Source organism: Psychrobacter sp. AOP5-GZ1-6, assembly GCF_052376345.1.
Classification (GTDB): domain Bacteria; phylum Pseudomonadota; class Gammaproteobacteria; order Pseudomonadales; family Moraxellaceae; genus Psychrobacter.
Genome location: NZ_JBQSVP010000032.1, coordinates 12565 through 28980 on the forward strand (window position 1 = coordinate 12565; position 16416 = coordinate 28980).

12 protein-coding genes and 1 pseudogene are annotated in these 16416 nt (G+C 41.6%); 5 read left to right on the forward strand and 8 right to left on the reverse strand.

Annotation, left to right across the window (positions count from 1 at the left end):
* Positions 1–14: 14 nt before the first annotated feature.
* A pseudogene (locus ACT3RN_RS06405) lies at positions 15–122 on the forward strand (hypothetical protein); the annotation flags it as partial.
* Here ACT3RN_RS06405 and ACT3RN_RS06410 read toward each other — a convergent pair.
* The 4 genes from ACT3RN_RS06410 to ACT3RN_RS06425 all read right to left on the reverse strand — a co-directional run bounded on the left by ACT3RN_RS06410 (position 93) and on the right by ACT3RN_RS06425 (position 4136).
* On the reverse strand, positions 93–1400 hold the full coding sequence (locus ACT3RN_RS06410) for a ribonuclease D (protein WP_192519082.1): 1308 nt from the start codon (positions 1398–1400) through the stop codon (positions 93–95). The pseudogene ACT3RN_RS06405 and the gene ACT3RN_RS06410 overlap by 30 nt on opposite strands.
* Positions 1401–1536: 136 nt before the next feature.
* A complete protein-coding gene (recR, locus tag ACT3RN_RS06415; RefSeq protein WP_192519081.1) occupies positions 1537–2130 on the reverse strand; it encodes a recombination mediator RecR in 594 nt (197 codons plus the stop codon).
* A gap of 106 nt (positions 2131–2236) precedes the next feature.
* Positions 2237–2566 carry a YbaB/EbfC family nucleoid-associated protein gene (locus tag ACT3RN_RS06420; protein WP_192519080.1) on the reverse strand — a complete coding sequence of 110 codons (330 nt, stop codon included), beginning with the start codon at positions 2564–2566 and terminating at the stop codon, positions 2237–2239.
* Positions 2567–2837: 271 nt separating this feature from the next.
* A complete protein-coding gene (locus tag ACT3RN_RS06425; protein ID WP_192519079.1) occupies positions 2838–4136 on the reverse strand; it encodes an O-succinylhomoserine sulfhydrylase in 1299 nt (432 codons plus the stop codon).
* A 556-nt stretch (positions 4137–4692) separates the two neighbouring features.
* Here ACT3RN_RS06425 and ACT3RN_RS06430 point away from each other — a divergent pair.
* The 3 genes from ACT3RN_RS06430 (at position 4693) to dusA (ending at position 9047) form a co-directional block, all read left to right on the forward strand.
* Positions 4693–6348 (forward strand): phospholipase D family protein, encoded by a 1656-nt coding sequence (locus ACT3RN_RS06430; RefSeq protein WP_192992230.1) that lies wholly within the window; start codon positions 4693–4695, stop codon positions 6346–6348.
* A 298-nt stretch (positions 6349–6646) separates the two neighbouring features.
* Complete coding sequence (locus ACT3RN_RS06435) at positions 6647–7948, forward strand: MFS transporter (RefSeq protein WP_444518522.1); 1302 nt, start codon at positions 6647–6649, stop codon at positions 7946–7948.
* 127 nt (positions 7949–8075) lie between these two features.
* A complete protein-coding gene (dusA, locus tag ACT3RN_RS06440) occupies positions 8076–9047 on the forward strand; it encodes a tRNA dihydrouridine(20/20a) synthase DusA (RefSeq protein ID WP_192519076.1) in 972 nt (323 codons plus the stop codon).
* Positions 9048–9125: 78 nt separating this feature from the next.
* Here the strand turns inward: dusA and ACT3RN_RS06445 are convergent, their stop codons facing one another.
* From ACT3RN_RS06445 to ACT3RN_RS06460, 4 genes are all read right to left on the reverse strand, one after another.
* Entirely contained in the window at positions 9126–9914 is a 789-nt protein-coding gene (locus tag ACT3RN_RS06445) for a CPBP family intramembrane glutamic endopeptidase (protein ID WP_225739143.1), read from the reverse strand.
* Between the two features lie 80 nt (positions 9915–9994).
* A complete protein-coding gene (locus tag ACT3RN_RS06450; RefSeq protein ID WP_192519075.1) occupies positions 9995–10882 on the reverse strand; it encodes an alpha/beta fold hydrolase in 888 nt (295 codons plus the stop codon).
* Positions 10883–11032: 150 nt separating this feature from the next.
* Complete coding sequence (sppA, locus tag ACT3RN_RS06455) at positions 11033–12085, reverse strand: signal peptide peptidase SppA (RefSeq protein ID WP_192519074.1); 1053 nt, start codon at positions 12083–12085, stop codon at positions 11033–11035.
* Positions 12086–12391: 306 nt separating this feature from the next.
* Entirely contained in the window at positions 12392–15418 is a 3027-nt protein-coding gene (locus ACT3RN_RS06460) for a ComEC/Rec2 family competence protein (RefSeq protein WP_442061998.1), read from the reverse strand.
* A gap of 327 nt (positions 15419–15745) precedes the next feature.
* Between ACT3RN_RS06460 and ACT3RN_RS06465 the strand changes: the two genes are divergently transcribed.
* Positions 15746–16321: a DUF2062 domain-containing protein gene (locus ACT3RN_RS06465; RefSeq protein ID WP_318779521.1), complete on the forward strand. Its 576-nt coding sequence runs from the start codon at positions 15746–15748 to the stop codon at positions 16319–16321.
* The last annotated feature ends 95 nt before the right edge of the window (positions 16322–16416 follow it).

The window sequence follows — 16416 nt, forward strand, 5'->3', positions numbered from 1 at the left end:
AGCAGCACTCAGACTTACAACACTCAGACTTACAACACTCAGACTTACAACACTCAGACTTACAACACTCAGACTTAAAGCCTTGCCAATTTTTAACCATGAACTCCCATACCCTGCTGTAGCTCATTTTTGTGTTTTGTAATCACTGGAATCAAGGTTTGCACGACCCAATCGTTGCGCCAACCCTGTAAGCCTAAAGGCAACTCTGACAAGTCTTTATCATAGGCGATGACTTCATATAGCTGCGCAAGCCATTTCTTACGCATCAATACATTCGCAGGCACACCAATTGCCGCTGACTGCTCATCTATCGCTTGTTGCACCGCTTTTGACAGAACTTTGTTTTTTGAGCGGTATGGTGGTAATAGACAGTCTGGATGTTGGGCAGGCGGCAGACTCTTTGCCTCTCGAATGACTTTTAGCAGCTCTTCACCATACAATCGCAACATACTACGATGCATCGTTGTTTTGTATGCCAACGCTCGCATACTGTTCGGCTTTTCTGTGACAATCTCACGCACTGCTTGTTTTTTTATGATAAAAGTACGCGGCTGATTGGTCGCACGTGCCAGCTCTTCGCGCCAAGTAGCGATGCCCTGCAGTATCGCCATTTCTTGTGAGTTATAACGATAATCGGCCATCGTCAAATACATCTCATCATCTTCAACATGCTGCGTATTATACAAATCATGGGCATACAGCTGACAATCCGCCCATACATAATCAAAAATACCTTGCTTTTTTAGCTCGTATTCAAGGTTCAAATACAACGCAGGCAAGAAGCGCACATCATCAATCGCATACTGCTCTTGCTCATCTGATAGCGGACGTTGTAACCAATCAGACTGGCTTTGTTCTTTATCAATATGCATATCTAACTGATCATCCAGCGCTTGCTGATAACCCATCTGCAATTGACCGGTCAAATAAGACAGCGCAATTTGCGTATCAAAAATATTGGTCAATGGCGGGCAGCCAGACAGCAGATAAAAAATACCCAAGTCTTCACCGCACGCATGCCAAATAGCAACATCTACTTTACGTAGTGCTTCCCAAAACTCTGCCAACTGTAGCTGCGGTGCATCCAACAAATAAATATGATCACCAACGTTCAACTGCACCAATGCTAAGCGTGGATAATACGTATCGCGTTTAATAAATTCGGTATCCAATGCCACACGTCCACAAGTGGCTAGAGCCTCAATCACTTCATCCAAACCGCTTTGTTTACGCACCCATGTAATGGCGACCTCATCAGCAATATCTAATAAGGCATCGATATTTGGTTGTGGTGGTATTGTTGCAGGCTCGCTACGGATATTTACGGGTTCGTTTAATAAACCATCAATATTATCAGAAAGGTTTGGATGGACTGAAGCGTTCGAGACGTTGTTTGACACGGGCAGATACCTGCATAAATAAGAGAAAATAAAATACTAAACTGCGTTTTAATAAAATGAAATCAGAAAATAATTACAACAGTACCATAAAATACGATAGACAAAACTCAACGGCTATAGAAATATCATAAGAAATCTATAAAAAAGAGCGATTCTGCATGGCTTGACCAAGCGTCATGCTATCGAGATACTCAAGCTCACCGCCCATCGGCACACCTTGTGCCAAACGAGTCACTTTATTGACATGCCGACTCACCGCTTCGCTAATAAAGTGTGCAGTGGTCTGGCCTTCTACCGTCGTACCCGTTGCCAGTATCAACTCTTCGATTGGTTCTTGCTTGACACGCCAGACTAGCTGATCAATGTTTAGATCGTCAGCGCTAATACCATCAATCGGTGATAAATGACCACCTAAAACAAAATAGCGACCACGGTAACCTGCCGTCTGCTCAATGGCCATGACGTCTGCTGCCGTCTCGACCACGCATAACAGACTGTCATCACGCCTAGGGTCTTGGCACAGTGGACACACTGCTTCATCACTAAAGCTGTGACAACGCTGACATTCAACGATATCACGCATGGCTTCATCAAGTGCTTGGGCAAGTGCCATGCCTTGTGGGCGTTTTTTGGTGAGCAGGTGTAGCGCCATACGCTGAGCGCTTTTTTGTCCCACACCTGGCAACACCCGCAGCTGTTTGACCAGCTGATCAAATTTGGCTGTCAGCAAAGTTGCTTCCTTTATTTAGCTTAATTTATAAATCGTAGCTATAAAAATGGGGTCGTATCGTGTCGATAACAACCCCATTTTTTCTTCAGTATGAAGTATTTACTGCTTAGAACATACCTTGCATACCTGGTGGTAGACCCATACCTGATGTCGCGCCAGCCATCGTCTCTTCATACAAGTCATCTGCTTGACGCACGGCATCATTGATAGCAGCAGCAATCAAGTCTTCAATCATATCTGGCTCATCTTCTAATAAGCTTGGATCGATAGTCAAACGCTTAACCACATGACGACCTGTCATGGTCACTTTTACCAGACCACTACCCGCTTCTGCATGAACTTCTTTGTTGCCTAGCTCTTTTTTAGCACTTTCAACGTTTGCTTCCACTTTCTTTTGCATCGTTTGTGCTTGTTGCATTAGTGCTTGAATATTCATAGTTGCCTCTTTGTCTTTTATAGTCGTAAATAATTTATAGTCGTGAAGAATGATTAGGGCGTGTCCTCATTTTAAAAATGGTGATAAAAATGAGATAAATTGCCGTCAAACAAGGAAAATAGCGCAGATAATATCAAGATATTAGTCAGCTATTTGACGCCGTTTGGCAAGATTTAGCTATTTTTAACCCATTTAGATAACTATCGATCGAATTGAGGACATGCCCTAATAACGTAAAATACATTCGTTGGCGATGATTATACCGTTATCTTTACAAGCTGTCTAAACCACGCGCCAAATCTTTGATGATGTCTTCCACATCTTCTAAACCGACTGACAGACGAATCAAACCATCTTCAACACCTGCTTCCGCTCGCGCTTCTGGCGTTAGGCGAAAGTGTGTGGTCGTTGCAGGGTGAGTAATAGTGGTTTTGGCATCGCCCAAATTATTGGTGATAGACACCATTTGTGTTGAGTCAATCACGTGCCACGCAGCAGATTTTGAATCAAGTCCGCCTGATGATTTCACTTCAAAGCCCATGATAGCGCCATAACCATCCTTCATATGATGCTGACGGGTCGCAAGCTCATGAGCAGGATGATCGCTCAAACCAGAGAAATGCACCGTGCTGACATTAGGATGATTGGCCAAGAATTCTGCGACTTGATTGGCATTGTTGCAATGCGCCTGCATACGCAATTTCAACGTCTCCAAACCCTTAGTAAATACCCAAGCATTAAATGGGCTCATGCTAATACCGCCTGAACGAACCACCGTAAACGCCTCTTGCATCAGCTTATCGTTACCGACTAGCGCACCACCCAATACTCGACCTTGGCCGTCTAAATATTTGGTTGCAGAGTGAATGACCACATCTGCACCTAAGTCTAATGGGCGTTGTAAGGCAGGCGTGGCAAAACAATTATCAACGACAAGCAATATATCGTTGGCTTTGCACAGCTGGCTCAAGTAACCAAGATCACAAATCTGCGCTAATGGATTACTCGGACTTTCACAATAAATCACTTTAGTATTTGGCTGCACAGCATTGGCCCATGCCTCATTGTCGAAGCAATCAACATAACTGACCTCAACGCCAAATTTGGCCATGTAGTTGTTAAATAAACCAATAGATGAGCCAAATAACTGATTGGCCGCCAGCAAATGATCGCCTGCTTTTAGATACGCCAAGCACATAGTCAAAATAGCACCCATACCTGAAGCAGTGGCAACGGCACGCTCACCATTCTCAAGCGCAGCCAAACGACGCTCAAAAGTACGCACACTAGGATTGGTATGGCGAGAGTAGACATTCCCCGTCTTTTCTCCATTAAAATGTGCGGCGGCATCGGCCGCTGACGTATAAACATAAGAGCTGGTGGTAAAAATAGCTTCTGAATGCTCGCCCTCATCAGTACGATGCTGACCTGCCCGTACGGCGACGGTCTGCATGCCATAATCCAGATCCAGATCCAAATCTAAAGCATCATTGCGCCAGTTTGGATCTAATTGATTCGCTTTTTTTGGTTCATTCAAATTTTTTTCATCATGTATTTGCGACTGACTCATAAAGATTCCGTTACTGTAGTAGTGATAAACTTGATTGTCATAAAGTGACTGTTTGTTTTTTAATTATTGCTCTAGGGCACGTCCTAGTAGGTGCCATCATACCATGTCAACTTATTCCAAACAGCTGGTTTCAGATGATTATCAAATGTTATTTTTGAATAGCAATGTGCTATATCCCGAGGTAAGTTTGAGGATAAACGATAACTAAATAGCAGATAAATCACTGTTAAATACATTGCTGAAACTAGCCCCTGCCCTCAACTCAATCACTCACCATCTATATATAAACCTAACAGCGCCAAATTTTTTCTCGACTGACAGCAATTTATCTTATTTTTATTACTAATTTACAAATGTAGACACACACAAATGAAAACAATGTATTTATAATAGGCACGGATGCCGACAGCTGATATGCTTAGCAGCATTTTGCTTTTGACAATATTATCATTCCTCTCAAAATCAGTGCTATCCTGTATCAAAAACACACAATGACAGCAGGCTTGTTTTTTCGAAGTATAAAGTATTTAGTAAGGCTCACTAAGGTAATTCATTTATGTCGATGTTCAATATAGATCCAAGTAACCGATCATTGAGTCTTACACTAGGACTTACATTAGGTCTTGTTGGGTGCCAGAGTTTGCCAAAACAACCACATTTACCTGAAAGCCTAGCATTATCAGCTCGCATAAATGCCCTATACCAACAAGAAAATAGCCAACCTCTTGAAGAAAACAAAACGTCTATAACCAATAATATCAATTTGGGCGAAGCCGTTAGTGCACAAAATGATATTCACCCAGAACTATCAGGCTACCATCCTATCGTGACTGGTGCTAATGCATTTGCCTCTCGCAGCATCTTGACAGATATGGCCACACGCAGTATCGATGCACAGTATTATATTTGGCACAATGACCAAGCTGGTCAATTACTATTGAGAGATCTGTGGAAAGCCGCTGAACGCGGTGTGATTGTGCGTTTATTGTTAGATGATTTTAATAATGATGCTATTTTCGATCAACATTTATTACGGTTTTCTAGTCACCCTAACATCGCGGTACGTATTATCAACCCACTTATGCATCGTAAATTTCAAACTTTAAATTATGTAACAGGCTTACCACGCATCAACCGCCGTATGCACAATAAAAGCATGACGTTTGACAAGCAGATTACGATTATTGGCGGACGTAATATTGGCAATGAGTATCTAAGCAATGATCAAAATAGCCAATTTGCAGATTTGGATGTTTTGCTGATTGGTAAAGTGGTTGCAGATATTGATAATAGTTTTGCAAGTTACTGGTCATCACCTTTGTCATTTGATATCGAAACTTTGGTCACTACCAACCATAATGAAACGTCAGATTTTGTCGCAGCATTGGATAAACTTGGTCAAGATAACAATGACAATGACAATGACAATGACAATAATGATTTAATGATTTATAAAACAGCTATAGAAGAATCAACCATAGATAATGACTTAATCAATAAGCGCGTGCCTTTCCGTTGGACAGACATGCAGTTTTTGAGTGATGATGTTGGAAAGTTAACAAAATCCGTTCCAACCGATACCAATTTGGTGCATCAACTACGTACCCTGTTAGGTAGACCAACCAAGCAATTAACAATTATTTCTTCTTACTTTGTACCTACCAAAGATGGTGTCAATACACTGGTAAAACTGGCTGAGTCTGGTATCGATATCAAAATATTAACCAACTCTTTTGATGCCACAGATGTAACTGCTGTTCATTCTGGCTATAGCCAATGGCGACCTAACCTGCTACGTGCAGGCGTAAAAATATACGAGCTAAAATCCACTGCTGCTGCAGAAAAACGTGAAAACAAACTATGGAAGGCCCGTAGTCAATCCTCAACCAGTTTACATGCAAAAACATTTGCTGTTGATGACCATCAAGTATTCATTGGCTCATACAATGTCGACCCTCGTTCTGCTAATATCAATACCGAAATGGGCGTGATTATCAATGATGATGAGCTAGCAAAACAGTTACATGCGGCGCTTAGTGATGATCTATTAAGTCAAGCATATGAAGTTAAGTTATTAGACAATGGCAAGCTACAGTGGCAAACCATGGAAAATAATAAAAAAGTAGTTTACGATTCAGAGCCACGCGTCGATGTCAGTGACCATGTATGGCTGACGATTATGTCATGGTTACCGATTGACTGGCTACTATAACTAAGCCCCTCCAACACTTCTACTTACAGTATTTTCACTCGATACCCTGCCTCCAATCATATTAAGGCTTGTATCTCAAATACCGTCATTCAGGTTTGGGTAACATAGCGTTACTAAGTAACTTTTCAAATTGAATTATTATTAACTCAATATTATGACGTAAGCATTCTTCAACTCATAAATCTTTATTTTTTCGGCAAATCACTATTCATTTGTAATGATTTGCCGTTTTTTATTCCAGCTAGTTACTGACATAGCAGCCAGCTTAACGAATACCTTCATATATGCGTGATCTATTATGCCTTCCCGTTCCCAATATGCACTGATATCTTCGCAAGACAGACAGACAGTAATGTTTATCTGCTTTAGCAGTGCTGTGGCATTTTTTGATTTTTTGATTTATTTGTATATTGCAGATATCGTAGCAACCGCTTTTTTCCCTGCTAACATCGACTCTACTATTACAAAGATACAAGGATTGGGACTGTTTACGATTGGCTATTTAGCACGCCCGCTTGGCGGCATTCTCTTTGGTCGTTATGGTGATATTAAAGGTCGCAAACCCGTACTCTTAATCAGTATATTAGTAACTGCTCTCAGCTTATTAGGAATGGCTAGCCTACCAACTTATGCACAATGGGGCTTAATTGCACCTATTTTATTTATTATATTACGAATTATACAAGGTATGGCATTTGGGGTTTATGTGCCGCTGGCTTTAATCTTTGTATCAGAGCACGTACCGCGGCAATATTCATCGGTGGTCTGTAGCTATGTCACTGCCAGTTTTTATGTGGGCGTATTATTTTCTAATGCTTTTTTTCTTTGGCTGACCAACTCCATAACGACCGAACAACTGGTGGATTACGGCTGGCGCTTACCCTTTTTTATCGCTGCCGTCTTGAGCTTAGTACCATTGTTAGCATGGCGATGGATAGATGAGTCGCCGTTTTTTCTTGAAATGAAACAATCAAAACCCAGCAATTATATTGCCAAACCGTTCAAACTGCTCTTCAAACATTGCAAACATGCATTATTTATCGGTACGGTTCTCACGTTTATCATCTCTAGCATAACAACCGTGGTCGTGCTGTTATTACCTGAATTGATTGAATTACAATTTACATTAGATAGTGATATATTTGGATTTTCGCACAGCTTGGGTATCATATTCATGATTTTTGGTTGTATATTTTATGGAATAATATCTAACCATCAAAACTTCGGCAAAGTCTTGACCATTGGTTCTATTCTGTTAATCGTTCAAATGTTAGCATTGTTTTACCACCTACAAGCAAGCGGTGACTACATCCTCATTATGTATGCACTTTTAGGGTTTTTTGCAGGTATTGTTGGTATGATACCCACCATTCTTGTCCATTTGTTTCCAACCAATGTTAGACTCACAGGAATGGCTCTTTGTTATAATATAGCGTACGGTATTGTCGGAGTAATGGTACCTTTTGGGCTTGGTTATGCCACGCTTTATGTGGCTTTCTCACCCGCACTCTATATTGCGTTTATCGGTTTTATCGGTATCATAATGGGTATTTATTTTTATAATTTACCTGAAGCCAAAAAAATCGATCAGGTAATCTAAAGTTTATCCTCATTTTAAACATGGCTAAATTTTGTCAAACATGCTTAGTGATAATATTTATTTGCCATAAAGCCCTCTGCGTTAAACTCCAACACTCAAAGATTAAAAACATTAAGGCTTAACCATCATGGTTGATATGACCAATAAAAGACTGTCTGTTGCTCCTATGATCGACTGGACAACGACGGATTATCGTTATTTTGCACGACTGTTTAACCCACACGTTTATTTGTATACTGAGATGATCAGTACTGGTGCATTAATATATGGCAATCGTGCACGGCATCTACGTTTTGATACGCTTGAGCATCCGTTGGTACTACAATTAGGTGGTGCAGACAATAGCGACATGACCCAATGCGCTGAGTTTGCTCAGCAGCATGGTTATGATGAGGTCAACATCAATGTTGGCTGTCCCTCCGATCGTGTGCAGCACAATAAAATAGGTGCCTGCCTAATGGCCGAACCGAATACTGTCGCTGAACTGGTCAAACACATGCAAGCAGCTGTTGATATTCCAGTGACAGTCAAACACCGTATCGGTATTGATGACTTTGACAGTTATGAGTTTATGGTAGATTTTGTACAGACAGTCGCAGAAACTGGTTGTACACGTTTTATCGTGCACGCACGTACTGCGTGGCTACAAGGCCTAAGTCCTAAGCAAAACCGCGAGATACCACCACTGCGTTACGACGATGTTTATCGCCTCAAACAAGATTTTCCAACGCTCGACATCGAAATCAATGGCGGGATTGACACAATCGCTGATATTGAAGAGCACTTACAGTATGTGGACGGCGTGATGATTGGTCGTGCGTTTTATCACAACCCTTACCTACTAGCAGAAGCCAATAGCTTATGGGGCGAGCCAGCACCCAAGCGCTCAGCTATTTTAGCGCAACTGTATCCCTATCTCGAAGAGCAAATCGCCAAAGGCGAAGCACTACCAACAATGACCAGACATTACTTAGGGTTATTCCAAGGACTAATGGGCGCACGTAAATGGCGTCAAGCATTGAGCGGCAAACCGCAACTAACGATTGATGATATTAAAAGAGCCGCAGATGAGGTATTAGCGTTGAATCCAGAGGTATGATTAACCCTCTAATCATGTGGCGGGGTTGCCTAGCAATGGTTGTAACGGTTCGAAAAGTCACAAATAGCCATTATTTATTCACGTGACTTGCGCAAGATACTGCAACATTGCCGCCGCATTATTCACTATATGTAATATTATTGGCAGCAATAGCGAGCCTGATTTGACACGTGCATAGCAAAATATCAATGCCAGCACGGCGATCGTACTGATTTCATAAATACCATACTGCACATGGATGACCGCAAATATCAGACTGGTCACGATACTGGCAACGATCGCCCCTCGATGCTCTGAATATGGTGTAACAGGAAACCGCTCGGCGATAGCAGTCCATAAAATACCGCGAAACACCAACTCTTCGTATAACGGTGCAGCAATCACCATAGCAAAGACCAATAACCAAACTGAACTGACAGACTGATATAGCGGATCGACAAACGACAGCGGTGTCTCATCAAGAAAATATGTCAATACCTGACTGCCAATCATAAAGAGCAATAGCAGCCCCACCATCTTTATACCGACCAAACGAGAGAAGGGTTTAAGCCTTAAATACTGACGAGTATGACCTCCTTTTAAACGAATAATGCAAACACTAAGCAGCGTTATAAAAACACAACCTACCACAATAGAGAGGCTCACGACCGTACCTTCATTACTACCAAAAAAGAAGATATCACTCATGGTAGCGTTTTTCTCAGCAGGCAGTACTAGCTTGCCAGCGATATAGATACCTAACAGCTGGCTGATAAAAAATGCCAACACCATCCCTATCGTGAGTACAAACGCCCCTAAGCCTGAAAATAATGGTACAAGATTAGATGGTACGCCATGTCTGTGTGTATCCGTCGTCATTTTTAGCATAAAAATTATCATCCAACAATCTGTTCAACAGACCCTAATAATGAACGCTTGTTTTAGAACGTTTTAGTTTAATAATTCTTTTATGATAGCTGCTGCTCAATCAATTTTAATACCTGCTGCGCTACCGATTCTGGATACTCAAGTGGAAACATATGACCGCCTGCATGAGTGATATAATGAATACGCAAACGCGACTGTATTTGCTGAGGAAAACGACGTTTTAAAAAAATACTGTCTTTACCGATAATCAAGGTGACTGGCACCTTAGGAGCATGATTCGGCGCGAGCCAGTACCAAGAAGGATTGGTACGGAACACAGCCACTTCTTTGGATTTGGGAATCGCCAATGTCACCTTTCCATCGGCACGCTGATGTAAGCCATAGTCGATGTAACCTTGAAAACTGCGCTCATCAAAATTCTTAAAAAAACCTTTATGGCGCATCTTGTCATAAGCTTCTGCTCGACTGTCCCACACATCACGGCGATGCTTGGATATACCAGAAGGTGATAACTTGTCCATCAGGCGGTGGTTCATCAATGGTAATTTATCGATGTTTTTTGCCACGTGCCAAAGCAAACTAGACTTGCCATATATCCAAGGCGGATCCATCAGTATTGCTTGTGCAAAATACTTCGGCTCTCGATACAGTGCCTGCAACGTACACATTGCGCCAAGCGAATGACCGACTGCCACCACTTGTGCGACACCATGCTTCTCACAGGCTTGTTTTACACTATCAATAACTTGCTGCGTCAGACTACGCCAATGATCATCTACCGGATAACCCGCCGTGTCGCCGAGCATCGCAATGTATTCAATCGTAAAAAAATCTGATAAATACTCAAAAAAAGGCGCATAAACGGCACTAGGCATACCGTTGGCATGAGCAAAATGAATAACAGGCTTTTGAGTTATCTTAGAAATAGGCAATGTGCTAAAGGCTGGAAAATCATTGTTATCAGTCATAACAGGCTCTCATCGAATCATTATGGACAGCTTATGTATCATTATCAGATCTGGCATATCTGATATATCTAATATATAAATAAGAAGGCTGAGCATAATCATACGCTCAGCCTTATCAATCATACACAGTAAATCTGAAATACAAAATGCTTAACGCATCTCTACATTACCATCTTCTTGCGGTAAAACGCCAAGGTTAACACTTGAGCCAATGCCTGCGCCTAACTTAACAGCGAAACGATCCATAAATGACTCTAGAGGATCTGTTGGGCTATAGTTGATCGCGGTATCAAGCTCTAACTCTTTCTCTAAACTTGCGATACTACCTGTCTTGTCTGCTAAGCCTAGCTCGATCGATTGCTCACCTGTCCAAAACAAGCCTGAAAATAGTTTATTCTGTTCAGGATCTTTTAGACGGTCGCCACGACCTTCTTTTACAGCATCGATAAAGTGCTTGTGCGTATTCGCTAAGACCTTATCAACGTGCGCTTCTTCATAGTCAGTCAACGGACGCGACATACTTAATATGTCTTTATACTCACCAGCGGTCATCGTGCGATCTTTCACACCGACCTTGTCCATCAAACCTTCGACGTTGTAGCTTGACATAATCACGCCGATAGAGCCAACCAAGCTTGAAGGGTTGACATAGATTTCATCTGCTGCAGAAGCAATATAGTAAGCACCAGAGGCACCAATATCACCAATCACTGCATATAATTTCTTGTCTGGATATTCTTCGCGCAGATCCATCATATTTTGCCAGATTTCATCAGACTGAACTGGTGAGCCACCAGGCGAGTTGATGTCTAAAACCACCGCCTTTGAGTTACTGTTTTCAAAAGCACGGGTCAATGCTTCATTAACATCATAAGCATTGGCCTCATCACCACTACTGATGACGCCTTGCAGCTCAACGACAGCCAAATGCGGCGCACTAGTATCGACTGCATCGATACCTGTTGGTGTGCTACTACAACCACGACCAAGGGTTAAAAATATCAACAAGATATAACCAAAAGTTAATAATTTAAAAAAGATACTCCAGCGACGAGCGCGGCGTTGTTCAACCACACTAGCCAACAATGTGTTTTCTAGCAGTCGCCATTCTTGTCCACTCGGCGGGCTTGGCTGCTGTATCGGCGTTGGCTGATTTGCCGAAGTATCAGGACGTTTATTAGGGTCTGGTGGCCAGTTGGGCATATAACTTCCTAGGTCAGAAACAATCTAAAACAATAAAAAAGAGGATATAAAAACACCTACCATAAGCAGTGAGTTCTCACACTGCTTATGGTTTTACGGTAGTCATCATCTGTATAAATAAGCCTGCTAAGTATGGGCTTATTTCAATCATGGTTCAATAGTATAACTGTGAAATATCACTATATTGTAACTCTGAAAACATCAATGATATTTTTACAGTTCATTATTAGAGTGTGTCTTCAATTCAAACAAAAACCATCTAAATAATGATACTTTCATAGAAGCTAGCATCATAACTCGTTATGACTAATTATCACTAGCATCAGTTACTAGAGGCAATGCTACCTCAAGCGCTTTATCGTCATAGGTTGTAACTTCATTAATTCTTTGATGGTTTATTATTTCAGCAGTAATTTGTGATGTGCTGTGGCCAAGCCATAAGGTATTGTAAAACATGAATTCTTGATTAAATGATGGGTTTGCTGAACACAGTAACGTCCACATTTGCCAAACACGCTGATGACTGTCTGCATTCAGAACAAGACGCGAGTTAGTAAATACCGTTTGATCTATCACACCTGATAGATTCGATGAAACATCTTGTAATAATGCTGGCAAGGGTTTGAGCGGTTCGGCTGCGTTATATCTTAATACTTGTACTGGCAAAGCTGTATCAATAGCCAACGTACAGTCCCACACACTGGCATCATCTATCTCACTCCACCCTGTCATGGCAGTGATAGACAAATCATCGCTCGTTGCTTGCCATGTTTTACCTTGTTCGCAACGCTGCACGCTGATATTAGATTTTTTGTTAAATTGGTTGGCTACTTGATAAGCATGTTGAAGCCTTAGCCAACGATCTGAGCGCCCTGCCTGCCAATACTCACTAATAGGCAGATGCTGATTGAGCTGTATAACCGTCAAGGGCAATAGCTCAGAATGACCAATATCAGCGCTTTTATTATCAGTGTTTTTATTGTTAGTGCCCTTATTGTCAATATCGAGCGTATCAGTCAATCCGATACTACTGCTTTGTATGATAACGCCTTGTAATCGATTAACAGACAAACTGCCCAACTGCTGCTTTAACGTCGTAGAGAGCACATCCACTGTTAGATGAGTTGGCATTGTTCGTGTCATTTGAGATCTATGATCCGCTAAAAACAACCAACTGATATTGTTATCACTAGCTTCTTCATTGGCAACGGGGTACTGCAGCAGAGCAGCGCTAATGTACTGATCACCCGTTGGCAAGATATACAATGTTGGCGTCGTCGCTAAGGAGTGTTGATTGGCATAGACCGTCATTACCAATAAGGTTAAAGGTGGGACGGCAAGCCAGCGACTAATAAACCCTTTCGGTAACAACCAAGGCAATATACTTAACAATACCATCAGTAATATAGCCATGTTTATTGGCGTATAAAGCCAAGCCTCTGATAAAACTGGCAATGAAATCAACCAAATCATTAGCTTATGTAAAGCCGCAACAATAGCACTAACTAGCGCCCATAGCTGATCAGCAACAGCTGGTAATAAAAGATAAAAAAGTCCAGCCAATAGATTTAGCGGCACAATTACCCAGCCAAATAAACCAATGGCAAATAGATTTATCAAAAGCCCCCATAACGACGCCTTGCCAAACAATAACAACGTAATGGGCAGTAACGTGAGAAACAACCAAAACTGCAGTTTGAATATGCGTCGACATATTAACCAAATACGTTTCGGTATCTTGGCAGCATTATCATAGAGATAAGAAGCATAGAGATAAGTGGCCTTGTTATGGGCTATTAACGGTTGCCCTTCTTGCCTATATGAATCGTCTTCATACCTGAGTAATAGTGCGACTGCAATAAAGGATAGCCAATATCCTGCCTGCCATAAGACATATGGATCACGCCATGCCATCAATATGGCCAATGCAAACAATACCCGCATCGTACTAACAGGTAACAAGGTCATACGCACCAAACCTATTGCCAATAACATCCATGCAGTACGGGCAGCGGGCACATCAAATCCAGTAAATAACGCGTAGATAAAGGCAGCACCAATCATCACCCACCAACGCACTTGCCAGCGTGGGAAATAACGGTACACTGCAGGACATAATCGATCAAAAATCAGTGCCACTATGCCAGCCAGTATGATTGCTAGAAACAATACATGCGTGCCTGATATGGCAAGCAGATGTGAAATACCCGCCAGTTGGTATAAGTCTTTGGTCTCACGGCTGATTAGACTGCGATCACCTGTCAGTAAACTCAAAGTAACTGCTTTTGCCTGCTGCCGCTCGATAGATTGCGCGTGCCAATCTGTATAAAAATGCTGCCGTAATTGCCAGCGCCCTTGCTCAATGCGAGTACGAAAGCGCTGAAGGTAAGAGGTAGAGGCAGGCGTTACATCTAATGACTCATCATGACTAATAGCCACTGTACTAACCGTCAGTATATTTGCGACACCATCGATATGGCGACCTCGCAACCAACGATAGCTGTCAAAACCAGACGGATTGTTCAATGCTTGCTCAGAAGTAGCTAATGGCGCAAGTGCTAATGTCATTAGCTGCTGATCACCTGGCTGTAATCTATTTAAACTTGTATATGGATCATTATTTTCAACTTGCTGAGCGTTTTGCTGTTTTAGATAAGCATTGAGTAATATACGATGCTTTGTATCAGCAACAGCTGTTTTTTTTAGGTGCTGGTTATGTAGATTCTTGTCATGCGAGTTTTCGTTATTCAGTTTTTCACCATACAAATTATCGCTTAGGCTATTATCATGATTTACTAACAGCTCAGTGGCGATACGGTCTAATTCTTGCGGTGTTAACTCAGAGGTTAATGGTGATATGTAGCTAATAGTCGCCACTTGCCGATAACCACTATCTAGTGCGGCATCATAGACACTATCGCTTATCCCTTCGATAGTCACCAGTGCTTGCACGCGCATCGTCTTAGTGATCGCTGTCATTTCTGCTTGCTGATGACTAACGACAGCTTGCAGTGCACTACCGACCACTAATCCAACCGCTAGTGTAGCCACTATAATATGCTGAATAACACGCAAGCTTGGCTTAATGCGATATAAATAATAGCTAAAAGAATAATGGAGAACGTTTTTGGAAGAATGACAAAGATTGGCTGACGGGATATTAAACTGAGTAATGAGCAGTAAAATAGTGGCAAACGAAACAAGTAGTACAAATAAAAACGAGGTAATAGGAATATCGGCTAGCCAGAGAATATTTGGCATCACCATACTATCAGCAACTGCCAATACACCCATCATAGCAATGATAATCAAGCCACCAATTAACCAGTACACCAACGCTCCTTGATTGATGAGATGAATGTTTCGGTATGCAAACTATGTTGAGTATTAGGCTATCATACTCATAATCCTAACAGCGACTATTTGTGAATATTTGACACGCACGCCAATTGAAAGTTTTGCCGCTCAACAATAACGGTTGCGTCATGACAGGCAATAGCATTTGTATTTATATTACCCTATACTGCTCATACATAGTACGATAACGATACTCTGACATTATCATATTATATAATCTTGCTCGTATTTTTTATTAATAATACCTTATAACAGTCCATCAAGACGATTGTCGGGCTGAAGTTAACGATTAAAGGCGATCCTGTGCCCCAAAAACGTCTGAAAAGTCTGCTTCCTACACCAGAGAAAATTTTAGAAAGTCGCACCTTAAAACTGTTTGCACCGCATTTAGCTGATCCACGATTATGGCATTTTAATCGTCACAGTCTAAATAAAGCGGTTTATATTGGTGTGTTGACTGCATTTTTTCCATTACCAGGACAGATGCTAATTGCCTTAATCGGTTCGTTAATCTTCCGTGCCAACGTACCTATGGCGCTTGGTTTGACTTGGATTACCAACCCACTGACGAGCCTACCTATCTTTTATGCAGGCTACTATATCGGTGCAAAAATTCTAGACGTACCACCACTTAGCCTTAGGCTTATTGGACGGATGATCGCTGATTTTAGTTTGTGGGCGTTGTCAGATGGGGTCAATCCATTTGTTACCTATCGTGGCACTGTATCTCTTACCGCGTTTTGTATCGGACTGATACTTTTAGCTGTGATGACTAGCATCGTTTGTGGACTGGCTTTTAAGGCTATTTGGCGCTACAAAACAGTCACCAGTTGGCAGGAACGTCGAGAAAAAACGTCTACCAAAAGTGATGATTCTTAATAGTTTTTAATCGCCGCCCCACTACCTTCAATATCTCTACTAAATTCAAAAACAACAAAACTTGAAATAAAATAAAGTTAGTTCTTTTCTTAAAT